The sequence below is a fragment of the Emcibacter sp. SYSU 3D8 genome, from assembly GCF_039655875.1.
Taxonomy (GTDB): domain Bacteria; phylum Pseudomonadota; class Alphaproteobacteria; order SMXS01; family SMXS01; genus RI-34.
The window spans coordinates 26,155-51,012 of record NZ_JBBYXK010000003.1 but is presented as its reverse complement, the minus strand read 5'-3'; the positions used below and the strand labels follow the sequence as shown (position 1 = coordinate 51,012).

Below are 24,858 nucleotides of genomic sequence, written 5' to 3'. Positions count from 1 at the left end.
CTGTTTGCGTGCCAGGCCTAAACGAACGTCTTGGCGTAGCTGTCGAGCAACCCGCGCAGCTTGCTCCGGACGTCGTCCGTGATCTCACGCTTTTCGCGAATCAGCGCCAGAATGTCGGCGTGCTCGCCGCGCAGTTCGCCAAGGAAGCCCTTCTCGAACCGGCCGATATCGGAAACGGCGATGCCGTCCAGATAACCGTTCACACCGGCGAAGATGACCGCCACCTGCTCCTCGACCGGCATCGGCTGGAACTGGCCCTGCTTCAGCAGTTCGGTCAGACGGGCGCCGCGGTTCAGCAGGCGCTGGGTAGAGGCGTCGAGATCCGAGCCGAACTGGGCGAAGGCGGCCATTTCGCGGTACTGGGCGAGTTCCAGCTTGATGGAACCGGCAACCTGCTTCATGGCCTTGATCTGCGCCGCCGAACCCACGCGGGACACCGACAGACCCACATTGATGGCCGGGCGGATGCCGCGATAGAACAGTTCGGTTTCCAGGAAGATCTGGCCATCGGTGATCGAGATCACGTTGGTCGGAATGTAGGCGGACACGTCGCCGGCCTGGGTCTCGATGATCGGCAGCGCGGTCAATGAGCCGTTGCCATTGGCATCGTTCATCTTGGCGGCGCGCTCGAGCAGGCGGGAGTGAAGATAGAACACGTCGCCCGGATAGGCTTCGCGGCCCGGCGGGCGGCGCAACAGCAGCGACATCTGGCGGTAGGACACGGCCTGCTTGGACAGATCGTCATAGATCATCAGGGCGTGCATGCCGTTGTCGCGGAAATACTCGCCCATGGCGCAGCCGGCATAGGGCGCCAGGAACTGCAGCGGGGCCGGCTCGGACGCCGTGGCGGCGACAACGATTGTGTATTCCAGCGCGCCTGCATCCTGCAGCGTCTTCACGATCTGGGCCACCGTCGACCGCTTCTGGCCGATGGCGACATAGACGCAGTAGAGCTTCTTGGACTCGTCGCCGCTGTCGTTGATCGCCTTCTGGTTCAGAATGGTGTCGATGGCGACGGCGGTCTTGCCGGTCTGACGATCGCCGATGATCAGCTCGCGCTGGCCACGCCCGATCGGCACCAGGCTGTCGATGGCCTTCAGGCCGGTCTGCATGGGCTCGTTCACCGACTTGCGCGGGATGATGCCCGGCGCCTTAACGTCGGCAAGGCGGCGCTCGGTGGTCTCGATCGGGCCCTTGCCGTCGATCGGATTGCCAAGCGCGTCGACCACGCGGCCCAGCAGGGCCTTGCCGACGGGGACGTCGACGATGTCGCCGGTCCGCTTGACGGTATCGCCTTCCTTGATGTCCTGGTCGGTGCCGAAAATCACGACGCCGACATTGTCGACTTCCAGGTTCAGCGCCATGCCCTTGATGCCGCCGGGAAATTCCACCAGCTCGCCGGCCTGCACGTTGTCGAGACCGTAGACGCGGGCGATGCCGTCACCAACCGACAGCACGCGGCCGATCTCGGAAACCTCGGCACCGGCGCCGAAATTGTTGATCTGTTCCTTGAGGATATCGGAGATTTCTGCGGCACGGATGTCCATCAGCCAATCCCTTTCATGGCAAGCTGCATATTGGAGAGCTTCGTACGAAGCGAATTATCGATCATGCGCGACCCGACGCGGACCACGAGGCCACCAAGCAGACCGGCGTCGACGCTGGTCTCGAGCTGGATCTTACGGCTCAACTGGGCGGACAGGGTCTCGCGCAGCTCTTCGGTCTGGCCCGCGGTCAGCGGATGCGCCGAGACAACCTGGGCGGTCACTTCGCCGCGGAAGTCGGCAAGCAGCGCGGCGAAGGCATCGATCATGCCTCGCACGGCGAACAGGCGGCGGTTCTTTGCCACCACGCCCAGGAAACGCTTGGTCAGGTCACTGGCGCCGGCTTTCTCAAGCACGGCGGCGATGGAACGGGTCTGCTCGTCGCGGGAAAGCAGCGGGCTGCGAACCATCTCCGCCAGGTCGGCACTCTCGCCGAGCATGCGCTTCAGGTCGGTCAGATCCTGCTGGACCGCATCCAGCGTCCCGGCATCCTTTGCCAGGTCGAACAGCGCGGCGGCATAACGCCCCGCCACACCCGATGTCATGGAACTATTGGCTGCCAAGTGGCGACTCTTCTTTGAGACGTTCTTCGGGGTCGGAATATCCGCGAGAGTGGCGGAATTCCTCAAGGTCTGGCTTGTTCACAGGCATTCGCACCCGCGAGACGGCCGGAGTGTTAACACAGCGGTATGCTCCATGCAACCGAGTCAGGGCGGCATTTTCGTAGAGCTGACCAGCGTTCAGAGAAAGCTGTAGGGGTCGATGTCCACCGCCACGCGAACGCTACTTTTTTCAGGCACTTGCGCCAGCCAGCCGCGTATCAGGCCCTGCAGGTCGACGCTCCTTCTGGCCCGCACCAGAAAGCGGTGGCGGAAGCGCCCGCGCAACCGTGCATAGGGAGCCGGCGCCGGTCCCATGACGGTGAAATCGGCGCCTCTGGGCGCCCTCGACGCCAGGGCACGGGCATGGGCCGCCACATCTGCTTCGTTGACCCCCGAAAGAATCAGCGCCGCCAGCCGGCCATAGGGCGGCCAGCCCGCCATCTCCCGCTCGGCCGCCTCGTTGCGGTAGAACGCCGGACCGTCGCCGCCGATCAGCGCCTGCATCACCGGATGTTCCGGCATATAGGTCTGCACCAGCACCCGGCCCGGCCGTTCGGCGCGGCCGGCGCGGCCGGCCACCTGCCAGAGCTGCTGGTAGGTGCGCTCGCCCGCCCGCAGGTCGCCGCCCGACAGGCCGAGATCCGCATCAATGATGCCGACCAGGGTCAGCATGGGAAAATGATGGCCCTTGGTGACGAGCTGGGTGCCGATGACGATGTCGATCTGGTGCTTCTCGATCCGCTCGACAAAGGCCTGCGCCTCGCTGGCGGTGCGCACCGTGTCGCTGGCCATGATGGCGATCCTCGCCTCGGGGAACAGCGCCTCCACCTCCTCGGCGAGCCGTTCCACGCCGGGGCCGTAGGGAACGATCGTGCCTTCGGCGCCGCATTTCGGGCATTGCCGGGGCATGGGCATGGTGAAGTCGCAGTGGTGGCACTGCAGCCGGTTGCCGAAACGGTGGACGACCAGCGGCGCCGAGCAGTTCTCGCGCATCACCCGGTTGCCGCAGGCCCTGCAGATGGCGGCGGGCGCATAGCCGCGCCGGTTGAGGAACAACAGGGACTGCTCGCCCGCCTCGAGGTTGGCACGCAGGTCCGCTTCCAGCCGGGGCGATATCCAGCGGCCGCGCGGCGTGTCCTCGCGCCGCATGTCCACCGGTTCGATGATCGGCAGCGTGGCGCCGCCGTGGCGCGTCGGCAGAAGAACCCGCTGATACTTGCCGCTCCAGCAATTGACCATGGTCTCCAGCGACGGCGTCGCCGACACCAGCACGATCGGGCACTTCATCAGCGACGCGCGCACGACCGCCATGTCGCGGGCATGATAGATGACCTGCTCTTCCTGCTTGTAGGCAGGGTCGTGCTCCTCGTCGACGACGATGAGGGACAGCGCCTTGAAGGGCAGGAACAGGGCCGAGCGGGCGCCGACCACGACCCGGGCCTCGCCCGAGGCCGCGCCCAGCCAGGTGGCCCGCCTAGCGCGGCCGGTCAGGTGCGAATGCCAGACCATGGGCCGTGCGCCGAATCGGGTCTCGAACCGGTCGAGCAACTGGTTGGTCAGCGCGATCTCGGGCACCAGCACCAGCACCTGCCCGTCGGCACCCTGGCGCAGCGCCTCGGCGATGGCCTCGAAATAGACCTCGGTCTTGCCCGAGCCGGTGACGCCCTCCAGCGCCAGCGCCGCGAATCCACCGCCGATCCTGGCCATGAGTGCCCCGGCCGCAGCGTGCTGTTCCGCCGACAGGACGGGGCCGGGGGTTTCGGGATCGGGCGGCGGCTCCATATACCCGGCATCCGGATCGCTCTCGATGGCCTCCAGCACGCCTTGTCCGGCCAGCCCGCGCACCACGCCGTCGCTGACGGCGGCGGCCTCGGCAATATCGGATATGGTGCGCGGCGGCCCGTCACGCAGCAGGTCCATAACCCGCTGGCGCGCGGCGGTGAGACGTTCAGGCTCGGCATCGGTCAGCGCATAGGTAAGGACCGGCCGCGGCGCCTGAAACAGGCCCGGCGTGGCGATCGCCATGCGCAGCACCGAGCCCAGCGGCGCCATGGTGTAGCGCGAGACCCATTCGATGAACCGCCTGGTGGATTCGGGCAGGGGCGGCAGCGCGATCCGGTCATGCACCGTGCGCAGCTTGGCCGGATCGGCAGCCGGCGCGTCCGCGTCGTCGTCCCACACCACCCCGATTCGGCGTTTGGTGCCCAGCGGCACCTCGACGAAATCGCCCGGCCGCAGGTTCGTCTCTGGCGGAGGCCGGTAGTCATATGCTAGGTCGAGCCCAAGGGGCAGCAATACGCGCACGGTCGCGGTGGCGCCCGATCGTCCCGCCGCCGGCGAACTGCTTTTGATGGTATGCTGCCTTGGCAGTGTCCCGCGCCTCTCTTAGAATCGCCCCAACGGGCCCAACAACCGAACCGAGGAATACCCTTCATGAAGTTTTTCGTCGACACCGCCGACATCGCGGAAATTCGCGACCTGGCGGAAAGCGGTCTGCTTGACGGTGTGACGACCAACCCGTCGCTGGTCGCCAAGGCCGGCCGCGACTTCAACGACATCCTGCGCGACATCTGCGCCGTGGTCGACGGCCCGGTAAGCGCCGAGGTCACCGCCACCGATGCGAAAGGCATGATCAGCGAAGGCGAGAAGCTCGCCCTTGTCGCCGACAACATCACGGTAAAGGTGCCGCTGACCATCGACGGGCTGAAAGCCTGCCGCCACCTGACGTCGAACGGCACCATGGTGAATGTCACGCTGTGCTTCTCGGCGGTCCAGGCGCTGATGGCCGCCAAGGCGGGCGCCACCTTCATCTCGCCCTTCGTCGGCCGGCTCGATGACATCTCGCAGGACGGCATGGCGCTGATCCAGGACATCCGCCAGATTTACGACAATTACGATTCGTTCAGCACCGAGATCCTGGTGGCGAGCGTGCGCAACCCGACGCATGTGCTGCGGGCGGCGCTGATCGGCGCCGACGTCTGCACGATCCCGCCGGCGACCTTGCGCCAGCTGGTCAAACATCCGCTGACCGACGCGGGCCTGCAGGCGTTTCTTGCCGACTGGGCCAAGACCGGCCAGAAGATCGGCTGACCATGGCCGGCGGCAAACTCACCAAGGACCAGGTTCTCGCCTGGCTCGACAAGCACCCGGATGTGCTCGCCGGCCTGCTGCCGGGCGGACCGGAAAACGACCAGGGCGTCGTCGACTTCCAGCGCCACCTGATCGATCGCCTGCGCGGCAGCCTGTCGCAGCGCACCGCCGACCGGGACGCGCTGGTCGAGACGTCGCGCGGCAATCTGGCCAGTCAGCACCAGGTGCACGAGGCCACGCTGGGCGTGATCCGCGCCGGCTGCTTCGACGAACTGGCCTGGTTCATCAGCCGCGAGTTGCACGGCTACCTCCATGTGGATGTGGCGGTGCTGTGCCTCGATCACCGTTCGGTCTGGCCCGAGCGAAAGATGGATTCCGTCCTGCTGCTGCCGGCCATGCTGCTGGAGAGCCAGTTCGCACCCGGCCAGACCGTCACGCTCGGCCCGCTACGCAACGAATCGGAAGAGTTTTTCGGCCCCGCCACCAGCCTGATCAAGTCCCAGGCCATGGTGAAGCTGGAACTGGGCGCCACGATGTTTGGCGTGCTGGCCCTGGGCGACCGCGACGCGGCGACCTTCGAACCGGGCCACGCCACCCAGCTCGTGCGATATATGGGCGATGTGCTGGCGCTGCGCCTGCAGCAGCTGTTGCCCCAGAGCCAGGCCCCGGAGGCGGCACGGTGGTCGCGGCCGGAGAACTGACCGTCAACCAATTGGTGGGGCGACTGCTCGCCTCCCTCGCCGCCGATGACACGGCTGCACCACTGGCCCGCGACTGGGTCCGGCACATGGCCAGCGAACGGCGACTCGCTGCCAACACCCTGACATCCTATCTGCGCGACATGCAGGATTTCTTCGCCTTCCTGCAGCGCCATCATGGCGGCGCGGTCAGCAAGACCATGCTGGAGAGCCTCGCGGTACCCGACTTCCGCGCCTGGCTGGCGACCCGGCGGAAAGACGGCCAGTCGTCGCGCTCGTCGGCCCGGGCGCTGTCGGCGGTGCGCAGCTTCTATCGTTTCCTCGGCCGCGCCGGCATCCTGACCAACGGCGCGGTGCAGGCGGTGTCGACTCCCAAAATTCCCCATTCGGTGCCGCGTCCGCTGTCGGTCGACGGGGCGCGGGCGGTTGTCGACGAGGTCGGCTCGCTGAGCGAGGAGCCATGGGTCGCCGACCGGGACACCGCCGTCATCACCCTGCTGTATGGCTGCGGCCTGCGCATCTCGGAGGCGCTGGGCCTGAAGCGGCGCGAGGCGCCCACGGGCCAGTCCATGGTGGTGCTGGGCAAGGGCGGCAAGCAGCGGCTCGTGCCCGTGCTGCCGGTGGTGCGCGATGCGGTCGCCGCCTATGTGGCCGCCTGCCCCTTCGCGCTGGAGCCGGATGGCCCGCTGTTCATCGGCGTCCGCGGCAAGCAGCTCAATCCCGGCATCATCCAGCAGCGCATCCGCATGCTGCGCGGCGCACTGGGTCTGCCCGATTCGGCCACGCCCCACGCCCTGCGCCATTCGTTCGCCACCCACCTGCTGGCGTCGGGCGGCGATTTGCGCACCATCCAGGAATTGCTGGGCCATGCCTCCCTGTCGACCACCCAGCACTACACCGAGGTGGATACGGCGCGATTGCTGTCCATATACGATTCGGCGCATCCCCGCGCCGGCTGAGGAACGGGCATGACACATATTCTGGCACCATCGAGCAGGCTTTGCATCGCCCCGTCGCGCCTCGGCGGGCGCGGGCTGTTTGCCGGAACGGACATCGCGGAAGGCGATCTGGTCACCTCGGCCAGCGTGCTGGTGCTTCCCCCGGAGCAGACGCGCAACGTGGACGAGGGCATGTTGCGCCACTACGTGTTCGACTGGACGCCCAATTCCGACATTGTCCAGTATGCGGTGGCGTTTGGCGAAATTTCATTCTGCAACCACAGCGCCCAGCCCAACTGCCACTTCGAGCTGGACTGCGAGCGCCTGTGCGTGTGCCTCTATGCGGCCCGCGACCTGAAGGCCGGCGAGGAACTGACCATCGACTACGCCTACGAGACCTTCCCGTTCGACATTGTCGAGGGCTGAGCCCCTGAATACAGAAACGCCGCCATTCCGGTATCCGGGATGACGGCGCCTGGTACGTGGTTGAACGCGTCCTAGAAGTTCAGCGTCCGGCCCGAGACGGCAAGCGCCGCTTCCTTCATGGATTCGGAAAGGGTCGGATGCGCGTGACAGGTCATGGCGATATCCTCGGCCGAGGCATCGAACTCCATGGCGAGCACCGCCTCGGCGATCAGGTTGCCGGCATCGGCGCCGATGATATGCACGCCCAGCACCCGGTCGGTCTTGGCATCGGCAAGGATCTTGACGAACCCTTCCGTGTGCAGGCCGACCTTGGCCTTGGCATTGGCCATGAACGGGAACTTGCCCGCCTTGTACTCGACGCCCGCCTTCTTCAGCTCTTCCTCGGTCTTGCCCACCGAGGCCACCTCGGGCGAGGTATAGATCACGTTGGGAATGGCGTCGTAGTTCACGTGGCCGACCTTGCCGGCGATCACATCGGCGACCGCGGCGCCTTCTTCCTCGGACTTGTGGGCCAGCATGGGGCCGGCGATCACGTCGCCGATGGCATAGATGCCGTCCACGTTGGTGCGCCAGTGATCGTCGGTGACAACCAGGCCCCGGTCGGTCGCCTTGACGCCCACCTTGTCCAGGCCCAGGCCTTCGGTGTAGGCCTTGCGCCCCACCGAAACGAGCACGTAGTCGGCTTCCAGCACCTCGGCGTCGCCGCCCTTGGCGGGTTCGACGCTGATCTTCAGGCCGGCCTTGGCCGATTCAACCTTGGTCACCTTGGTGCCGGTCTTCATGGTGAAGCCCTGCTTGCGCAGGATCTTGTCGAATTCCTTCGCCACTTCGTCGTCCACGCCAGGCACGATCCGGTCGAGGAACTCGACCACAGTGACCTTGGCGCCGAGGCGCGCCCAGACCGACCCGAGTTCCAGGCCGATCACGCCGCCGCCGATGACGACCAGATGCTTGGGCACTTCGGGCAGCGCAAGGGCGCCGGTCGAGGATACGATGCGCTTTTCGTCGATGGTGACGCCCGGAATCGACGCCGGCTCCGAGCCGGTGGCGATGATGATGCTCTTGCCGGTGACCGTCGAGGTCGAGCCGTCTTCGCCCTTCACCTCGATGGTATTCTTGTCCTTGAAGCTGCCCCAGCCCTTCACGTAATCGATCTTGTTCTTCTTGAACAGGAACTCGATGCCGCGGGTCAGGCCTTTTACCGTGTCGTCCTTGTAGGCCATCATGGCGGGCAGATCGAGCTCGAGCGAGCCAACCTTCACGCCGATCTTGCCATAGGAATGGCCGGCTTCCTCGAACACTTCCGAGGCGTGCAGCAGCGCCTTGGAGGGAATGCAGCCAACATTGGTGCAGGTTCCGCCCAGCGCGCCGCGACCCTCGATGCAGGCTACTTTCAGCCCGTTCTGCGCCGCACGGATCGCGGCGATGTAGCCGCCCGGGCCACCACCGATGACCACAACATCATAATCGCTCATCATTTCCCTCGTTTATCAGGTGCCCGCTGGCCGGCGCTACAGATCGAGCAGCATCCGGTGCGGGTCTTCGAGACATTCCTTGACGCGGACCAGGAAGGTAACCGCCTCGCGTCCATCGACAATACGGTGATCATACGACAGGGCAAGGTACATCATGGGCCGCGCCACGATCTGGCCATCCACCACCACGGGCCGGTCCTGGACCTTGTGCATGCCAAGAATGCCGGACTGTGGCGGGTTGAGGATCGGCGTCGACATCAAGGAACCAAATACGCCGCCATTGGAGATCGTGAAGGTCCCGCCCTGCAGATCAGCCAAGGCAAGTTTGCCGTCCCTGGCCTTCACCGCCATCTCGCCGATGGCCTTTTCGATGCCGGCGAGGCCGAGCGCGTCCACGTCGCGGATCACCGGCACGACCAGGCCATGCGGCGCCGACACGGCGATGCCGATGTCGTAGTGGTCCTTGTAGATGATGGTGTCGCCGTCCACTTCGGCGTTGACCGACGGAATTTCGTGCAGCGCCATCACGCAGGCCCTGGCGAAGAACGACATGAAGCCCAGGCGTACGCCGTGCTTCTTCTCGAACAGGTCGCGGTATTCGTTGCGCATGGCGATCAGCGCGGTCATGTCGACCTCGTTGAACGTGGTCAGCATGGCGGCGGTGTTCTGCGCCTCCTTCAGCCGGGTCGCGATGGTCTTGCGCAGGCGGGACATCTGCACCCGCTCCTCGCGCTCGCCCGGCTCCCGCGGCGGCGCGGCCGGCTTCGCGGCCTGGGACGCGGGCGCGGCGGGCGCCGCGTCTGCCTTGGGCGCTTCCATGGCCTTCAGCACGTCGGCTTTGGTGATGCGGCCGCCCCGGCCGGTGCCATCGATGGTGCTGGGATCGAGCTTGGCTTCTTCGACAAGGCGCGCGGCGGACGGGGCCATCGAGGCGGCCTCGCGCGCCAATTCCTCGGACTCGGGCGCAGCGGCCGGTGGCTCCGGCGCGGGTGACGCCTTGGCCGCGGGCTTGGCCACCGACTTGGCCTCGGGCTTGGCCGCAGGTTTGGCCTCGGCCTTCGGGGCAGGCTTCGTGCCGTCGCCGGCGCCGATCGAGCCGATGACCGAGCCGACAGCGACGGTGTCGCCTTCCTTGACCTGCAGGTCGCCGAGCACGCCGGATGTGGGCGCATTGACCTCGACGGCGACCTTGTCGGTCTCAAGCTCCACGAGCGGCTCGTCTTGCTCCACGGCGTCGCCGGGCTTCTTGTACCATTTGGCGACGGTCGCCTCGGTGATGGACTCACCCAGAGCGGGGACGACGATGTCGGTGGGCATTCGGCCTGTCCTTTCCAGTCTAACCAATCAGGGCGTCATGAACGATCCGCGCCTGCTGTTCCTTGTGGCGGGACAACAGCCCGGTCGCCGGAGACGCGGCCGCCGGTCTCCCCACATAGACGGGCCGCTTCACGAAATGATCCAGATCCTCGAGCGTTTTTTCGATAAACGGCTCGACGAACGTCCACGCGCCCATGTTCTGAGGTTCCTCCTGGCACCAGATGACCTTGGCGTGCGGGAAACGCTCGAGTTCCTCCTGAAGCGAATCGCCCGGGAACGGATAGAGCTGCTCGATGCGCATCAGATAGACGTCGGAAAGCTTGCGCGCCTCGCGCTCTTCCAGCAGGTCGTAATAGACCTTGCCCGAACAGATCACGACGCGGGTGATCTGATCGTCGGGCTTCAGCTTGCCGTAGCCTTCCTTCTCGGTCTGCGCATGATCCCACATGATGCGGTGGAACGAGGTGCCGCGCGCCATGTCCGACAGATGCGATACGCACAGCTTGTGCCGCAGCAGGCTCTTGGGCGTCATCAGCACCAGCGGCTTGCGGAACTCGCGGTGCATCTGGCGCCGCAGGATATGGAAATAATTGGCCGGCGTGGTGCAGTTGGCGACCTGCCAATTGTCCTCGGCGCACATCTGCAGGTAGCGCTCGAGGCGCGCGGACGAATGCTCGGGCCCCTGACCCTCGAAGCCATGCGGCAGCAGCAGTACCAGGCCGCTCATGCGCAGCCACTTCAGCTCGCCGGCGGCGACGAACTGGTCGATGATCACCTGGGCGCCGTTGGCGAAATCGCCGAACTGGGCCTCCCACAATACCAGCGTGTTCGGCTCGGCCAGGGTAAAGCCGTATTCGAACCCCATCACCGCCGCCTCGGACAGCATGGAATCGATGACCTCGAACTTGGCGTCATCGCGCACATGATCGAGCGGCGTGTAGCGGTCGCCGGTCACCTGGTCGGTGAACACCGCGTGGCGCTGGGAAAAGGTGCCCCGGCCGGAATCCTGGCCCGAAAGGCGCACGCCGAATCCTTCATCGAGCAGCGAGCCGAATGCCAGCGCCTCGGCCGTGGCCCAGTCGATGCCGGTGCCGCTTTCCAGCGTCTCACGCTTGCGGTCCAGCTGCCGCTGCAGCGTCCTGTGGACGTTGAAATCCTCGGGCGCGGTGGTCAGCACCTCGATCAGCCGGCGCAGCGTGTCCTCGTCCTCGGCGGTACGGCCGCGCCGCACGGTGCCGCGGGCACGCTTCAGGCCGGCCCAGCGGCCTTCCAGCCAATCGGCCTTGTTGGGCTTGAACGATTCCGCCACCTCGAACTCGGTTTCCAGCGTGGCGCGGAATTCATCGCGCATATGCTTGAACTCGTCGGCACTGACCAGTCCCTGCTCGGCCAGACGGCTGGCATAAAGCTGCGTCACCGTCGGCTGATCCTTGATGCGCTGATACATCAACGGCTGGGTGAACATGGGCTCGTCGGTTTCGTTGTGGCCGAACCGGCGATAGCAGAACATGTCGATGACCACGTCCTTCTTGAACCGCTGGCGAAATTCGACGGCCAGCTTGGCCACATGCACCACGGCTTCCGGATCGTCGCCATTGACGTGGAAGATCGGCGCCTGGATGCCTTTGGCGATGTCGGACGGATAAGGCGACGAGCGCGAATACATCGGCGAGGTGGTGAAGCCGATCTGATTGTTGACGATGAAATGGATCACGCCGCCGATGCGGTAGCCCTTCAACTGGCTCAGGCCCAGGCATTCCGGCACCAGGCCCTGTCCTGCAAAGGCTGCGTCGCCGTGCAGCAGCAGGCCGACAACCTCGCTGCGTTCCTTGTCGCCGCGCTGGTCCTGCTTGGCGCGCACCTTGCCCATGACCACCGGGTCCACGGCCTCGAGATGGGATGGATTGGCCGACAACGACAAATGCACATTGTTGCCGTCGAACTCGCGGTCTGACGAACTGCCCAGATGATATTTCACGTCGCCCGAGCCTTCTACCTCGTCAGGCGTCGATGAACCGCCGTGGAACTCGTTGAAGATCGCCCGGAACGGCTTCGACATCACGTTGGCCAGCACGTTGAGCCGGCCGCGATGCGGCATGCCGATGGCGATCTCCTGCACGCCCAGCGCGCCGGCTTTCTTGATGATGGCCTCGAGCGCCGGAATCGTGGCTTCGGCGCCGTCCAGGCCAAACCGCTTCGTGCCCGTATACTTGACGTTGAGGAACTGCTCGAAGGTTTCCGCCTCGATCACTTTCTGCAGGATCGCCTGCTTGCCCATGTCGGTAAACGACACGTACTGGTCGTGTCCTTCGATGCGCTCCTGTATCCAGACGCGCTCCTGCAGCTCGGAAATGTGCATATACTCGACGCCGATGGGGCCGCAATAGGCCCGCTCGAGTATCTCGACGATCTCCCGCACCGTGGCGGTCTTCAGACCCAGCGCATCGATGAAGATGGGCCGGTCCAGATCCTTTTCGCTGAAGCCATAGGCCTCGGGATCGAGCTCAGGATGATCGGGCGAGACCGCCAGTCCGAGCGGGTCGAGCTTGGCGTGCAGGTGACCGCGCACCCGGTAGGATCGGATCAGTGCAAGTGCACGGATCGAGTCCATGGCGGCAGCGTGAAGCTGTTCCTGGCTGACGCCCTTGCCCTTGTCCTTGGGCTTGGCGGCGGTTGGAGCAGGCGCGCCGGGATCGAGCGCGGCCGTCAGGTCGCCATTGTTCAGCGGCGGCCAGTCCGTGCGCTGCCAGGTCGGGCCGCCATGGGCGCCGGCCGTCCGGGCGGCGCCGTCGCGGAGCGCTTCGAACCAGCCGCGCCACTCGGGATCGACGGAGTTCGGATCGCGCTCGTAGCGCTGGTACAGGCTTTCCAGAAACGAGGCGTTGGCCCCGTTCAGGATGGCGGACAGTCCGGGATCCAGATCCATGCTCGTGCCTGGCGCCGGCTTTTCACCAGCGCCCCTTTTCAAACTCAGGCCGCCGGACCGCCTCCGGATCAGCCCTTCAGAACTTCCATCAAGGTCGTCCCCAGTGCCGCCGGGGATTCGGACACGTGAATGCCCGCCGACCGCATGGCGTCGATCTTGTCTTCGGCACCGCCACGTCCACCGGAAATGATGGCGCCCGCGTGGCCCATGCGGCGGCCTGGAGGCGCGGTGCGTCCGGCAATGAAGCCTACCACGGGTTTCTTGGTCTTGGACGACTTGAGGAAGTCGGCCGCTTCTTCCTCGGCCGAGCCGCCGATCTCACCGATCATGATGATCGATTCGGTCTGCGGGTCATCAAGGAACAGTTCCAGCACATCGATGAAGTTGGTGCCGTTGATCGGATCGCCGCCGATGCCCACGCACGAGCTCTGGCCCAGGCCGACTGCCGTGGTCTGCGCGACCGCTTCATAGGTCAGCGTGCCTGACCGGGAGACGACGCCCACCGAGCCCGGCTTGTGGATGTGGCCCGGCATGATGCCGATCTTGCACTGGTTGGGGGTGATGACGCCCGGGCAGTTCGGGCCGACCAGGCGCGTGCCGCTGTTCTTCAGCGCACGCTTTACCTTGATCATGTCCTGCACCGGGATGCCCTCGGTAATGCAGACCGCGAGGCGGATGCCGGCGTCGATGGCTTCCAGGATGGCGTCGGCCGCGAAGGGCGGCGGCACGTAGATCACCGAGGCGTCGGCGCCGGTCCGCTCGACCGCTTCAGCGACCGTGTCGAACACGGGCAGGTCGAGGTGAAGCGTGCCGCCCTTGCCGGGGGTGACGCCGCCGACCATCTTGGTCCCGTAGGCAATGGCCTGTTCAGAGTGGAAGGTGCCCTGCGAGCCGGTGAAGCCCTGGCAGATGACCTTGGTGTTGCTGTCGACCAGAATGGCCATGATTACTGCTCCTCCCGCACGGCTTTCGCCACTTTGGCCGCCGCATCGGCCAGATCCTCGGCCGACGTGATGGCGAGGCCCGATTCGGCCAGGATCTGCTTGCCCAGATCCACGTTGGTGCCGGCGAGGCGCACGACCAGCGGCACGTCGAGGCTGACTTCCTTGGCCGCCGACACAATGCCCTCGGCAATGATGTCGCAGCGCATGATGCCGCCGAAGATATTGACCAGGATGGCTTCCACGTTCGGATCGGACAGGATGATCTTGAACGCTTCGGTGACGCGCTCCTTGGTGGCGCCGCCGCCCACGTCGAGGAAGTTGGCGGGCGCTTCGCCATAGAGCTTGATGATGTCCATGGTCGCCATGGCCAGACCGGCGCCGTTGACCATGCAGCCGATGTTGCCGTCGAGCTTGATGTAGTTCAGCTCGTGCTTGGCCGCTTCCAGCTCCATCGGATCCTCTTCATCGGGATCGCGCAGGGCGGCCACGTTCTTGTGACGGAACAGGGCGTTGTCGTCGAAGTTCATCTTCGCGTCGAGCGGGATGACCGTGTCCGTGGCGGTCACGACCAGCGGATTGATCTCGAGCATGCTGGCATCGAGATCGACGAAGGCCTTGTACAGCTGCTGCAGCAGCTTGCCGGCTTCGCCGATCTGCTTGCCCTGGAGGCCCAGGCCGAAAGCAACCTGGCGGGCGTGGAACGGCATCAGGCCGGTGACCGGATCGATATAGATGGTCTGGATCTTCTCGGGGGTGGCATGGGCCACTTCCTCGATGTCCATGCCGCCTTCGGTCGAGGCCATGATGGCGACGCGCGAGGTGCCGCGGTCGACCAGCAGCGCCAGATACAGCTCGCGGCGGATGTCGCAGCCGTCCTCGATATAGACGCGCTTGACTTCCTTGCCCTCGGGGCCGGTCTGGTGGGTCACCAGGGTCATGCCGATGAGGTTCTGGGCGGCTTCCTTGACCGCGTCGGTGGACTTCACCACCTTGACGCCGCCGCCTTTGCCGCGGCCGCCGGCGTGAATCTGGGCCTTCACCACCCAGACCGGGCCGCCGAGTTCCTTGGCGCGCGCTTCGGCTTCTTCGGGTGTGTAGGCGACGCCGCCGGCAAGTACCGGTACGCCATATTCCTTCAGGAGGGCTTTAGCCTGGTATTCGTGGATATTCATGCTGCTCTCTGCGTTTCCTCGCGACCCGGTTACGGACCCGGCGGTGCGTTATAGCATTGTGCGAATGAGTGACAACCGCGATCAGGCCAAGGCCGTATCGATTTGCTTGCAGGCCGCGACAAGCCCCTTCACGGAGTCGACCGATTTGTCGAAACCGGTCTTTTCCTCGCCCTGCAGCGAGATTTCGACGATGCGCTCGACGCCGCCCGAGCCGATGATCACGGGCACGCCGACATAGAGGTCGTCGACGCCGTACTGGCCGGTCAGGTGTGCCGCGCAGGGCAGCAGGCGCTTCTTGTCCTTGATGAAGCTTTCGGCCATGGCGACCGCAGCGGTTGCCGGCGCGTAGAACGCCGAGCCGGTCTTCAGCAGGCCGACGATCTCGGCGCCGCCGTCACGGGTGCGCTGGACGATCTGGTCGATCTTTTCCTGACTGGTCCAGCCCATCTTGATGAGATCGGGCACCGGGATGCCGGCGACAGTCGAATAGCGCACCAGCGGCACCATGGTGTCGCCGTGGCCGCCGAGCACGAAGGTGGTGATGTCTTCCACCGAGACCTTGAACTCTTCCGCCAGGAAATAGGTGAATCGCGCCGAGTCCAGCACGCCGGCCATGCCGACCACCATGTTGTGGGGCAGGCCGCTGAATTCACGCAGCGCCCAGACCATGGCATCGAGCGGGTTGGTGATGCAGACGACGAAGGCGTTCGGGCAGTTGTTCTTGATGCCCTCGCCCACGGCCCGCATGACCTTCAGGTTGATGCCGAGCAGATCGTCGCGGCTCATGCCCGGCTTGCGTGGCACGCCGGCGGTCACGATGACCACGTCGGAGCCCGCGAGATCCTTGTAGTCCTGGGTGCCGGTCAGGTGGCTGTCGAAGCCCTCGATGGGGCTGGACTGGTTGAGATCGAGCGCCTTGCCCTGGGGCAGGCCTTCGGCGATGTCGAAGATAACGACGTCGCCCAGTTCCTTGAGGCCGATAAGGTGGGCGAGCGTGCCGCCGATCTGGCCGCCGCCGATCAGCGCAATCTTCTTGCGAGCCATGAAGGTCTCCGGTGTGGTGAGCGGGAGTGGTCGGGGATCGGGTGTAACGCGAATTATCATACGCCGCAAGACCCAGGTTTAGACATATCTGTATAATATGCAGACCTGTTAGTCTAGTTCGACGTTCCGGCTGGCGGCGCTTCGAAATATTCATGGCTCTGCATCTCCAGCAGACGCGAAACCGTGCGTTCGAACTCGAAGCTGCCGTCGCCGGATACATAAAGCTCTTCCGGCCGCGCCGCCGCCGAGCAGACCAGTTTGACCCGTTGATCGTAGAGCGTGTCGATCAGGGTAACGAAGCGCTTCGCCTCGTTGCGCTTGTCCGGCCCCATGCAGGGAATGTCCGACAGCACCAGGGTGTGGAACCGGCTGGCAATGGCGAGATAGTCCGCCGCCCCGAGCGGCCGGGCGCACAGGTCCGGAAAGCTGAACCGCGCCACGCCCTTGGCGGCATCGGGCACGGTGAGCGTGCGCCCCTGCATGACATCGAGCGTCACCGGCTCGCCATGCTTCACGTCGGTCAGCGCCTCGAAGCTCTCGTCCAGTTCCCGGTCCGACTGGGGGCCGAGCGGCACATGATAGACCGGCATGTCGTGAATGCGCTTCATGCGGTAGTCGGTGGGCGACGCCAGGTGCAGTACGTCGAGCTCGGTCTTGAGCATCTCGATGGACGGCAGAAAGAGCTGTCGGTTCAGGCCGTTCTTGTAGAGTTCTCCGGGCGCCCGGTTGGATGTGATGACGATGACGACGCCCAGATCGAACAGGGCGCGAAACAGCCGGCCCAAAATCATGGCGTCGGCCACGTCGGTCACCTGGAACTCGTCGAAGCATAGCAGCATTGCTTCGCGCGCAACCTTGGCGGCGACCGGCGCGATCGGGTCGTCGGCCTCGAAGCCTTCGGCGCGGCGCTCGGCGGCCGACAGCTTGCGCCAGCGATGGACGGATTCGTGGACTTCCAGCATGAAGCCGTGGAAATGGACCCGGCGCTTGGGCGCGAAGCTGGTCGAGGCAAAGAACAGGTCCATCAGCATGGACTTGCCGCGGCCCACACCGCCGAACATGTAGAGGCCTTGCGGCGCGTCCTGCTTTTCGCGGCGGAACAGGCTGCGCCAGCCGCCGTTGCGCCCCGGCTCGTAGGTCTTCAGCCGGCTGTGCAGGATCTCCAGCTTCTCGACCGCCAGCTCTTGCGCCGGGTCGTGGGTCAGCGATCCGTCACGCACGAGCGCCCGGTAACCGTCGAGCGGGCTGGCAAACTTCAGCGTTGCGGGGACGTGTGGTTTCATCAGGCCCATATAACGAAACGGCGGCACCACCGGAGCCGCCGTCCGCTATCTACAGGCGCGGCCGAAGCCGCGCAACCGGTCGTGGCGCAGATCAGGCGCGCCGCTCGACCATCAGCTTCTTGATCTCGGCGATCGCCTTGGCCGGGTTCAGCCCCTTCGGGCAGGCATGGGCGCAGTTCATGATGGTGTGGCAGCGATACAGCCGGAACGGGTCCTCGAGGTCATCGAGGCGCTCGCCGGTATGCTCGTCGCGGCTGTCGGCAATCCAGCGATAGGCCTGCAGCAGGATGGCCGGGCCAAGGTAGCGGTCCTGGTTCCACCAATAGGACGGGCACGACGTGGAGCAGCAGGCGCACAGGATGCACTCGTAGAGACCGTCCAGCTGGCGCCGGTCATCCTCGGTCTGCAACCGCTCGCGGTCGGGCGCCGGGCTTTCGGTCTTCATCCACGGCTCGATCGAGGCGTACTGGGCATAGAAGTTGGTCAGGTCGGGCACCAGGTCCTTGACCACTTCCAAATGCGGCAGCGGCGTGACCTTCACGTCGCCCTTCACCTCGTCCATGCCGGTGGTGCAGGCAAGGCCGTTCTTGCCGTTGATGTTCATGGCGCACGACCCGCAGATGCCCTCGCGGCACGACCGCCGGAAGGTAAGGGTCGAGTCCATCTCGTTCTTGATCTTGATCAGGGCGTCCAGAACCATCGGGCCGCACGTGTCCAGATCCACCTCATAGGTGTCCGTGCGCGGGTTCTGCCCGTCATCCGGGTTCCAGCGGTACACCTCGAACTTGCGCACCCGCTTGGCGCCTTCAGGCGCCTTGTAGGTCTTGCCGTTCTTGCTGACCTTGGAGTTCTTCGGCAGGGTGAATTCAACCATCCCGGCGTTCCTTATCCTGGGCCTTAGCCTTAGTAGACGCGAGCCTTGGGCTCGATGTAGTTCACGTCCTCGGTGAGCGTGTAGGTGTGCACCGGCCGGTAATCGATCGTGACCTTGCCGCTGTCATCGAGCCACGACAGGGTGTGCTTCATCCAGTTGGCGTCATCCCGGTCCGGGAAGTCCTCGCGGGCATGGGCGCCGCGGCTTTCCTTGCGGTTCTCGGCCGAATACATGGTGACCATGGCCTGGCGGATCAGGTTGTCGAGCTCGATGGTCTCGATCAGGTCGCTGTTCCAGACCAGCGAGCGGTCGGTGACCCGGATGTCGGCCATCTGGTCCCACACCTGCTTGATCAGATCCTTGCCTTCGGTCAGCACCTCGCCGGTGCGGAACACCGCGCAATTGTTCTGCATGGTGCGCTGCATGTTGGCGCGGACCTGCGCGGTCGGCGTGCCGCCCTTGGCGTTGCGGTAATGATCGAGCAGCGAAATGGAGTTTTCGCCGGCGTCCTTGCCCAGATCCTTGTGCTTGGCGCCCGGCTTGACGACTTCGGCAGCCCGGTGCGCCGCGGCGCGGCCGAACACCACCAGATCGATCAGCGAGTTCGAGCCCAGACGGTTGGCGCCGTGGACCGACACGCAGGCGGCCTCGCCCACGGCCATCAGGCCCGGCACGACCGTATCCGGCTCGCCGTTCTTCAAGGTCACGACCTCGCCGTGATAGTTGGTCTGCAACCCGCCCATATTGTAGTGCACGGTCGGCAGCACCGGGATCGGCTGCTTGGTGACATCGACGCCCGAGAAGATACGCGCCGATTCGGAAATACCAGGCAGGCGCTCATGCAGCACGGCAGGGTCCAGATGATCCAGGTGCAGGTAGATGTGATCCTTGCCCGGCCCGACGCCGCGGCCTTCGCGAATCTCGATGGTCATGGAACGGCTGACCACGTCGCGTGACGCCAGGTCCTTTGCCGACGGCGCATAGCGCTCCATGAAGCGCTCGCCTTCCGAATTCACCAGATAGCCGCCCTCGCCGCGGGCGCCTTCGGTAATCAGGCAGCCGGCGCCGTAGATTCCGGTCGGGTGGAACTGCACGAATTCCATGTCCTGCAGCGGCAGGCCCGCGCGCAACGCCATGCCGCCGCCGTCGCCGGTGCAGGTATGCGCCGAGGTGGCCGAGAAATAGGCGCGGCCGTAACCGCCGGTCGCCAGCACCACCATGTGAGCACGGAAGCGATGCAATTCGCCGGTCGCCATGTCGAGGGCGATGACGCCGCGGCACACGCCGTCGTCCATGATCAGGTCGAGGGCGAAATATTCGATGAAGAACTCGGCGTCATGCTTCAGCGATTGCTGGTACAGCGTGTGCAGCATGGCATGGCCGGTACGGTCGGCCGCCGCGCAAGTGCGCTGTGCCGCCGGCCCCTGGCCGAAATTGGTGGTCATGCCGCCAAAGGCGCGCTGGTAGATCTTGCCTTCCTCGGTGCGCGAGAACGGCACGCCGAAATGCTCCAGCTCGATCACCGCGGCCGGCGCCTCACGCACCATGTATTCGATGGCATCCTGGTCACCCAGCCAGTCCGACCCCTTGACGGTGTCGTACATGTGCCAGCGCCAGTTGTCCTCGCCCATATTGCCCAGGGAGGCGGCGATGCCGCCCTGCGCCGCGACAGTATGCGAGCGGGTCGGAAAGACCTTGGTCAGGCACGCAGTGCGAAGGCCCTGTTCGGCCATGCCCATGGTGGCCCGCAGGCCGGAGCCGCCGGCGCCGACGACGACGACGTCATATTCATGGTCAATGAGCGGATAAGCCTGGCTCATGAGGGATCAGCCTCCAAACGCGATCTTGAGGACGGCGAACACCGAGACGGCGCCGCCGGCGAAACAGACGAACGTGTTCAGCAGGCTGGTCGCCAGCTTGGCGCCCTCGCTGTGCACGTAGTCTTCGAGAATGACCTGGATACCCAGCTTCAGATGATAGAAACCGGCGATCACCAGCAGCAGCATCAGGATGGCGTTCCACGGGCGGGCCAGGAAATCCAGCACATCGTCGCGGCCGGCGCCGGTCAGGCAGACCAGCTGGGCGACCAGCCAGATCATGAGCGGGATGAGCGCCACGGCGGTCACCCGCTGTACCCAGAAATGCTGGGTGCCTTCCTTGGCCGAACCGAGGCCGCGAACCTTGCCGAGCGGTGTGCGCAGGCTCATCGGTAAGCTCCCATCATGCTCAGGCCGATGCCCCAGGCGGCGACCGTCAGCAGCACCGACAGCACGATCACCGTCCAGCCGGAGGTCGTGGCCGTCTTCACCTCGAAGCCGTGACCCATGTCCCAGACCAGGTGGCGGATACCGTTAAGCAGGTGAAACATCAGCGCCTGGGTGACGCCGAACAGCAGAACCATGCCGACGATCGAGGTGCTGAAGCTCTGCACGCAGGCAAAGGCCTCGTAACCCGTCGCGGCAGCCAGCAGCCACCATGCCAGCCACAGCGCACCAGCGCCAAGCGCCACGCCGGACATGCGATGCAGGATCGAACCCGCCATGGTGACGGTCCAGCGATAGACCCCCAGATGTGGCGAGAGAGGGCGTTTTACTTGCGCCATGAGCAGTTCCCCGTAGACGATCCCCGTTTGGAATGGCGGGCCATCTTAGTCGTGCGACTAGTCAGGTCAACGCCAGACTCCCATTAATGGCCGCTTATACTCCGTTCACCGGGGCTGGTCAGCGCATAACGGCTATGCACTGCTGCATCCGCCCTATCCTGTTGCGAGTCATTTGCGTTTTTCGCGATTGGGGCTATCGTTGCAGGCGGAGGGCACGTCCCGTGATTACCCAGTCAGGCATCCTGATCCGGCAAGGCATCCGCGGCGACGCCGAGGGTATCGCCCAGGTCCATGTGGAAAGCTGGCGCGATGCCTATGACGGCATCCTGCCTCCGCGCGTCCTGTCGGCCCAGACCTATGCAAGACGCCTCGCTCTCTGGCGCCAGACGCTGGCGCGCGACACCGACCGGCTGGTGCTGGTCGCCGAGGCCGGCAGCCAGATCGTCGGCTTCGCCACCAGCGGCCGCAACCGCAATGCCGCCATTCCCTTCACGGCCGAGATCTACACGCTCTACGTGCTGCCCGACTGGCAGGGCGAGGGCATCGGCCAGGCGCTGTTCCGGCAATCCGCCCGCCAGATCTCCGCCGACGGACACGGCAACCTGATCACCTGGGTCCTTGCCGACAATCCGGCGGTGGGGTTCTACGAGTGGCTGGGCGGAATCCCCGTCGCCGAACGGGACGAGCGCTTCGGCATGGCCGTGCTCCGGCAGCGCGCCTATGGATGGTGGATCTAGAAGCGGCCAGGCCGCCGGAAGCGACGCAATCAGCTACCCGCGCGGCATCAGCGCCCAATAGTCCAGGTCGAGGACAACGGCGGCGTGATCCTTGCCGTCCTCGCCCTTGTCGGGGAAGTCGGTGGCGGGCTGGTTCTTGACGCCCACGGTGCGCAGGCGCAGCGCGCCCACATCGGTGCGGCCGGGAATCTCGGCTTTCTCGAGCACCTCGGACCAGGCGAAGATGGTGTCGCCCGCGAAGCTGGGCGCCACGTGGCGGCCGCCGTTCAGCGCCGCGATGAAGCAGGCGTTGCCCAGGCCGTTGAAGCTGATGGCGCGGGCCAGCGAGATGATATGCCCGCCATAGATCAGCCGCTTGCCGAACCGGCTTTGCGCCTGCATGACCTGATTGAAGTGGACGCGCGCCGTGTTCTGGTAAAGGCGCGTCGCCAGCATGTGCTCGGCCTCCTCCATGGTGATGCCGTCCACGTGGTCGATCTTCTCGCCCGTCTCGTAATCGTCCCAAAGGTGCGCCGCGCCGGCCAGCACCGTGTCATAGGCGGAGAAATCCAGTTCGTCCGGCAACACAAGGTCGCGGGCCGCGACGGCGGCCGGCAGGTCCGGAATGACTTCCTTCGGCGCGGGCGCCGAGACGTCACCCTTGTTGACCATGACCCAGCGGACGTAATCGAGCACGACCTCGTCGGCCTGGTTGGTGCCGGTCGAGCGCACATAGACCACGCCCGCCTTGCCATTGGACAGCTCGCGCAGTCCGATGACCTGCGAAACGGCGGTCAGCGTGTCGCCTGGATAGACCGGCTGCAGGAAACGGCCGTCCGCGTATCCCAGATTGGCGACCGCGTTGAGCGAGATGTCCGGCACCGTCTTGCCGAACACGAAATGGAAGGTCAGGAAGTCGTCGAGCGGCGCGGCGGCAAGGCCCACATCCATGGCGAACGGATCCGAGCAATTGACCGCGAAGCGCGAGCCGTAAAGCGCCGTGTACAGCGCCACATCGCCCTCGGTCACCGTCCGCGGCGTGGCGTGGACCAGTTCCTGGCCCAGCTTGAAATCCTCGAAGAAATTGCCGCGCGCTGTCTTGGTCATCTCAGGCGCCCTGCAGATGGTTGATGGCCTCGGCCAGCGCCACCAGGCGCCTGGCGTTCTCCACATGCAGGTTCTCGACCAGCTTGCCATCGACAACGACAACGCCCTTGCCTTCCTTCTCGGCGGCGGCGAACGCCTCGATGATGCGGCGCGACAGGTCGACTTCGGCAGCGTCGGGGGCGAAGACCGCGTTGCACGGATCGACCTGGCTGGGATGGATCAGGGTCTTGCCGTCGAAGCCGAATTCAAGGCCCTGGACGCAGGCGTTGCGGAAGCCGTCGGTATCCTGCAGGTCGAGATAGACGCCGTCGAGAATGGCCAGTCCTTCAGCGCGCGCCGCCAGGATGCACAGCGACAGGCTGGTCAGCATGGGCAGGCGCATCGGCGTGTGATGGGCATGGACGTCCTTCACCAGATCGGACGTACCCATGACCAGCGCGCCGAGGCGCGTGGATGCCGAGGCGATCTCCTCGACCCGCAAGACGCCGCGCGGCGTCTCGATCATGCACCAGATGGCGGTGGTGGCGAGGGCGCCCGAGGCGTCCATCAGGCTTTCCACCTTGTTGACCATGTCGGCCGATTCGACCTTGGGCACCAGGATCGCATCCGGCTGCACCGACACGGCGGCCTGCAGATCCTCGACGCCCCAGGGCGTATCGAGGCTGTTGATGCGGATGATCATTTCGCGGCCGCCATAGCCGCCGCCCTGCACCGAGTTGCACACGGTCTCGCGGGCCGCGCTCTTGGCGTCGGGCGCCACGGCGTCCTCGAGGTCGAGGATGATCGCGTCGGCAGAAATCGTCTTGGCCTTTTCCTGCGCCCGGGCGTTGGACCCCGGCATGTAGAGCACGCTGCGGCGTGGGCGGAAGGTGGCGGCCATTGCTATCCCCTAGTGTGGTGTGTTTCGCGCCAACCTAGAGGCGGTTCGTGGCGGCGGTAAAGTTCAATTTCCGCGCAGGTGGTCCCATTCCCAGGCACCAACTCCCGTCACTGCGGGAAGCGAGGCGACGCCGCAACCCGGAAACGGTCCCGGGGTTGCGTCGCCGCGCGCGCCATGGCCCGTGCGGCCGGGTTACGACGCCTTCTTCAGATGGCGGCGGCCCAGCAATTCGGCGATCTGCACGGCGTTGAGGGCCGCACCCTTGCGGAGATTGTCGGACACGCACCACAGGTTAAGACCGTGCTCGACGGTCGGGTCCTTGCGGATGCGGCTGATGAAGGTGGCGTAATCGCCGACGCACTCGACCGGGGTCATGTAGCCCTCGTCCTCGCGCTGGTCGACGACCATGATGCCGGGCGATTCGCGCAGGATGTCGCGGGCGCGCTTCTCGTCCAGCGGACGCTCGAACTCGATGTTGATGGCTTCCGAATGGCCGACGAACACCGGCACGCGCACGCAGGTGGCGGTCAGCTTGATGTCGGGGTCGAGAATCTTGTTGGTCTCGGCCGCCATCTTCCATTCTTCCTTGGTCGAGCCGTCGTCCATGAAGACATCGATGTGCGGAATCACGTTGAACGCGATCTGCTTGGTGAACCTGTCCTTCTTGATCGGGTCGTTGACAAAGATGGCGCGGGTCTGGGTGAACAGCTCGTCCATGGCCTCGTTGCCTGCGCCCGACACCGACTGGTAGGTCGAGACGACGACGCGCTTGATCTTCGCCACGTCGTGCAGCGGCTTCAGGGCAACGACCAGCTGTGCTGTCGAGCAGTTCGGGTTGGCGATGATGTTGCGCCTGGTATAGCCGTCAATGGCGTCGGCGTTCACTTCCGGCACGATCAGCGGCACATCCGGATCCATCCGGAAGTACGAGCTGTTGTCGATGACGGTGCAGCCGGCGGCGGCGACCTTCGGGCCCCATTCCTTCGATACGGTCGAGCCGGCCGAGAACAGCGCGATGTCGGTGCCGTTGAAGTCGTAGTTCTCAAGCGACTGGCATTTGAGAATCTTCGTGTCGCCGAACGAGACTTCCTTGCCCTGCGAGCGGCGCGAGGCGATGGCAACCACTTCGGTAACCGGAAACTGGCGCTCGGCCAGAATCTGGAGTATCTCGCGGCCAACCACGCCGGTCGCGCCGACTACGGCAACCTTGTACCCCATGT

At 65.2% G+C, this 24,858-nt stretch carries 22 protein-coding genes; 5 read left to right on the top strand and 17 right to left on the bottom strand.

All coding sequences use genetic code 11. The annotated features are described in order from the left end of the window. Window positions 1–17: 17 nt before the first annotated feature. From atpA to WJU21_RS11315, 3 genes are all read right to left on the bottom strand, one after another. Window positions 18–1,547, bottom strand: coding sequence for a F0F1 ATP synthase subunit alpha (gene atpA / locus WJU21_RS11325; RefSeq protein WP_346323545.1), 1,530 nt, complete (start codon window positions 1,545–1,547; stop codon window positions 18–20). Next, window positions 1,547–2,107 carry a F0F1 ATP synthase subunit delta gene (locus WJU21_RS11320; RefSeq protein ID WP_346323544.1) on the bottom strand — a complete coding sequence of 187 codons (561 nt, stop codon included), beginning with the start codon at window positions 2,105–2,107 and terminating at the stop codon, window positions 1,547–1,549. Before WJU21_RS11320 ends, atpA begins: the two co-directional genes overlap by 1 nt. Before the next feature lie 177 nt (window positions 2,108–2,284). Beyond that, a complete protein-coding gene (locus WJU21_RS11315; protein ID WP_346323543.1) occupies window positions 2,285–4,450 on the bottom strand; it encodes a primosomal protein N' in 2,166 nt (721 codons plus the stop codon). A gap of 129 nt (window positions 4,451–4,579) precedes the next feature. On the opposite strand from WJU21_RS11315, the gene fsa reads away from it, so the two are divergent. The 4 genes from fsa to WJU21_RS11295 are packed head-to-tail and all read left to right on the top strand — an operon-like array spanning window position 4,580 to window position 7,298. Beyond that, window positions 4,580–5,236, top strand: a complete 657-nt coding sequence (gene fsa, locus WJU21_RS11310) for a fructose-6-phosphate aldolase (protein WP_346323542.1) — start codon at window positions 4,580–4,582, stop codon at window positions 5,234–5,236. A gap of 2 nt (window positions 5,237–5,238) precedes the next feature. Next, window positions 5,239–5,937, top strand: a complete 699-nt coding sequence (locus WJU21_RS11305) for a DUF484 family protein (protein ID WP_346323541.1) — start codon at window positions 5,239–5,241, stop codon at window positions 5,935–5,937. Continuing rightward, window positions 5,916–6,893 (top strand): tyrosine recombinase XerC, encoded by a 978-nt coding sequence (locus tag WJU21_RS11300; RefSeq protein WP_346323540.1) that lies wholly within the window; start codon window positions 5,916–5,918, stop codon window positions 6,891–6,893. Before WJU21_RS11305 ends, WJU21_RS11300 begins: the two co-directional genes overlap by 22 nt. A 9-nt stretch (window positions 6,894–6,902) precedes the next feature. Then, on the top strand, window positions 6,903–7,298 hold the full coding sequence (locus WJU21_RS11295; RefSeq protein WP_346323539.1) for an SET domain-containing protein-lysine N-methyltransferase: 396 nt from the start codon (window positions 6,903–6,905) through the stop codon (window positions 7,296–7,298). 71 nt (window positions 7,299–7,369) lie between these two features. Here WJU21_RS11295 and lpdA read toward each other — a convergent pair whose 3' ends face one another. The 11 genes from lpdA to sdhC all read right to left on the bottom strand — a co-directional run bounded on the left by lpdA (window position 7,370) and on the right by sdhC (window position 20,935). Next, on the bottom strand, window positions 7,370–8,773 hold the full coding sequence (gene lpdA, locus WJU21_RS11290; RefSeq protein WP_346323538.1) for a dihydrolipoyl dehydrogenase: 1,404 nt from the start codon (window positions 8,771–8,773) through the stop codon (window positions 7,370–7,372). A gap of 36 nt (window positions 8,774–8,809) precedes the next feature. After that, a complete protein-coding gene (gene odhB, locus WJU21_RS11285) occupies window positions 8,810–10,090 on the bottom strand; it encodes a 2-oxoglutarate dehydrogenase complex dihydrolipoyllysine-residue succinyltransferase (RefSeq protein WP_346323537.1) in 1,281 nt (426 codons plus the stop codon). A 19-nt stretch (window positions 10,091–10,109) separates the two neighbouring features. Further along, window positions 10,110–13,016 (bottom strand): 2-oxoglutarate dehydrogenase E1 component, encoded by a 2,907-nt coding sequence (locus tag WJU21_RS11280; RefSeq protein WP_346323536.1) that lies wholly within the window; start codon window positions 13,014–13,016, stop codon window positions 10,110–10,112. 68 nt (window positions 13,017–13,084) lie between these two features. Then, window positions 13,085–13,960 carry a succinate--CoA ligase subunit alpha gene (sucD, locus tag WJU21_RS11275; RefSeq protein WP_346323535.1) on the bottom strand — a complete coding sequence of 292 codons (876 nt, stop codon included), beginning with the start codon at window positions 13,958–13,960 and terminating at the stop codon, window positions 13,085–13,087. Window positions 13,961–13,962: 2 nt separating this feature from the next. Then, window positions 13,963–15,132: an ADP-forming succinate--CoA ligase subunit beta gene (gene sucC / locus WJU21_RS11270; RefSeq protein ID WP_346323534.1), complete on the bottom strand. Its 1,170-nt coding sequence runs from the start codon at window positions 15,130–15,132 to the stop codon at window positions 13,963–13,965. 81 nt (window positions 15,133–15,213) lie between these two features. Continuing rightward, window positions 15,214–16,176, bottom strand: coding sequence for a malate dehydrogenase (mdh, locus tag WJU21_RS11265; protein ID WP_346323533.1), 963 nt, complete (start codon window positions 16,174–16,176; stop codon window positions 15,214–15,216). A 113-nt stretch (window positions 16,177–16,289) separates the two neighbouring features. After that, window positions 16,290–17,459: a cell division protein ZapE gene (gene zapE / locus WJU21_RS11260; protein ID WP_346323532.1), complete on the bottom strand. Its 1,170-nt coding sequence runs from the start codon at window positions 17,457–17,459 to the stop codon at window positions 16,290–16,292. 91 nt (window positions 17,460–17,550) lie between these two features. Beyond that, window positions 17,551–18,333, bottom strand: a complete 783-nt coding sequence (locus WJU21_RS11255) for a succinate dehydrogenase iron-sulfur subunit (protein ID WP_346323531.1) — start codon at window positions 18,331–18,333, stop codon at window positions 17,551–17,553. 29 nt (window positions 18,334–18,362) lie between these two features. Then, window positions 18,363–20,153, bottom strand: coding sequence for a succinate dehydrogenase flavoprotein subunit (gene sdhA, locus WJU21_RS11250; RefSeq protein ID WP_346323530.1), 1,791 nt, complete (start codon window positions 20,151–20,153; stop codon window positions 18,363–18,365). A gap of 6 nt (window positions 20,154–20,159) precedes the next feature. Continuing rightward, window positions 20,160–20,540 carry a succinate dehydrogenase, hydrophobic membrane anchor protein gene (gene sdhD, locus WJU21_RS11245; RefSeq protein WP_346323529.1) on the bottom strand — a complete coding sequence of 127 codons (381 nt, stop codon included), beginning with the start codon at window positions 20,538–20,540 and terminating at the stop codon, window positions 20,160–20,162. Continuing rightward, the gene (sdhC, locus tag WJU21_RS11240) at window positions 20,537–20,935 is read right to left on the bottom strand and encodes a succinate dehydrogenase, cytochrome b556 subunit (RefSeq protein ID WP_346323528.1); all 399 of its coding nucleotides are present in this window, start codon (window positions 20,933–20,935) and stop codon (window positions 20,537–20,539) included. Before sdhC ends, sdhD begins: the two co-directional genes overlap by 4 nt. 221 nt (window positions 20,936–21,156) lie before the next feature. Between sdhC and WJU21_RS11235 the strand changes: the two genes are divergently transcribed. Then, window positions 21,157–21,672, top strand: coding sequence for a GNAT family N-acetyltransferase (locus tag WJU21_RS11235; protein WP_346323527.1), 516 nt, complete (start codon window positions 21,157–21,159; stop codon window positions 21,670–21,672). A 33-nt stretch (window positions 21,673–21,705) separates the two neighbouring features. On the opposite strand, the gene WJU21_RS11230 is transcribed toward WJU21_RS11235, so the two are convergent. The 3 genes from WJU21_RS11230 to WJU21_RS11220 all read right to left on the bottom strand — a co-directional run bounded on the left by WJU21_RS11230 (window position 21,706) and on the right by WJU21_RS11220 (window position 24,856). Then, window positions 21,706–22,758 carry a MaoC family dehydratase gene (locus WJU21_RS11230; RefSeq protein ID WP_346323526.1) on the bottom strand — a complete coding sequence of 351 codons (1,053 nt, stop codon included), beginning with the start codon at window positions 22,756–22,758 and terminating at the stop codon, window positions 21,706–21,708. 1 nt (window position 22,759) lies between these two features. After that, window positions 22,760–23,638 carry a CoA ester lyase gene (locus tag WJU21_RS11225; protein WP_346323525.1) on the bottom strand — a complete coding sequence of 293 codons (879 nt, stop codon included), beginning with the start codon at window positions 23,636–23,638 and terminating at the stop codon, window positions 22,760–22,762. 192 nt (window positions 23,639–23,830) lie between these two features. Then, on the bottom strand, window positions 23,831–24,856 hold the full coding sequence (locus tag WJU21_RS11220) for an aspartate-semialdehyde dehydrogenase (protein WP_346323524.1): 1,026 nt from the start codon (window positions 24,854–24,856) through the stop codon (window positions 23,831–23,833). Window positions 24,857–24,858: the final 2 nt, after the last annotated feature.

Coding starts and splice junctions, on each gene's coding strand:
- atpA (WP_346323545.1), bottom strand. CDS start 1,547: ATGGACATCCGTGCCGCAGAAATCTCCGATATCCTCAAGGAACAGATC.
- fsa (WP_346323542.1), top strand. CDS start 4,580: ATGAAGTTTTTCGTCGACACCGCCGACATCGCGGAAATTCGCGACCTG.
- WJU21_RS11305 (WP_346323541.1), top strand. CDS start 5,239: ATGGCCGGCGGCAAACTCACCAAGGACCAGGTTCTCGCCTGGCTCGAC.
- WJU21_RS11295 (WP_346323539.1), top strand. CDS start 6,903: ATGACACATATTCTGGCACCATCGAGCAGGCTTTGCATCGCCCCGTCG.
- lpdA (WP_346323538.1), bottom strand. CDS start 8,773: ATGAGCGATTATGATGTTGTGGTCATCGGTGGTGGCCCGGGCGGCTAC.
- odhB (WP_346323537.1), bottom strand. CDS start 10,090: ATGCCCACCGACATCGTCGTCCCCGCTCTGGGTGAGTCCATCACCGAG.
- WJU21_RS11280 (WP_346323536.1), bottom strand. CDS start 13,016: ATGGATCTGGATCCCGGACTGTCCGCCATCCTGAACGGGGCCAACGCC.
- sucD (WP_346323535.1), bottom strand. CDS start 13,960: ATGGCCATTCTGGTCGACAGCAACACCAAGGTCATCTGCCAGGGCTTC.
- sucC (WP_346323534.1), bottom strand. CDS start 15,132: ATGAATATCCACGAATACCAGGCTAAAGCCCTCCTGAAGGAATATGGC.
- mdh (WP_346323533.1), bottom strand. CDS start 16,176: ATGGCTCGCAAGAAGATTGCGCTGATCGGCGGCGGCCAGATCGGCGGC.
- zapE (WP_346323532.1), bottom strand. CDS start 17,459: ATGAAACCACACGTCCCCGCAACGCTGAAGTTTGCCAGCCCGCTCGAC.
- WJU21_RS11255 (WP_346323531.1), bottom strand. CDS start 18,333: ATGGTTGAATTCACCCTGCCGAAGAACTCCAAGGTCAGCAAGAACGGC.
- sdhA (WP_346323530.1), bottom strand. CDS start 20,153: ATGAGCCAGGCTTATCCGCTCATTGACCATGAATATGACGTCGTCGTC.
- sdhD (WP_346323529.1), bottom strand. CDS start 20,540: ATGAGCCTGCGCACACCGCTCGGCAAGGTTCGCGGCCTCGGTTCGGCC.
- sdhC (WP_346323528.1), bottom strand. CDS start 20,935: ATGGCGCAAGTAAAACGCCCTCTCTCGCCACATCTGGGGGTCTATCGC.
- WJU21_RS11230 (WP_346323526.1), bottom strand. CDS start 22,758: ATGACCAAGACAGCGCGCGGCAATTTCTTCGAGGATTTCAAGCTGGGC.
- WJU21_RS11225 (WP_346323525.1), bottom strand. CDS start 23,638: ATGGCCGCCACCTTCCGCCCACGCCGCAGCGTGCTCTACATGCCGGGG.
- WJU21_RS11220 (WP_346323524.1), bottom strand. CDS start 24,856: ATGGGGTACAAGGTTGCCGTAGTCGGCGCGACCGGCGTGGTTGGCCGC.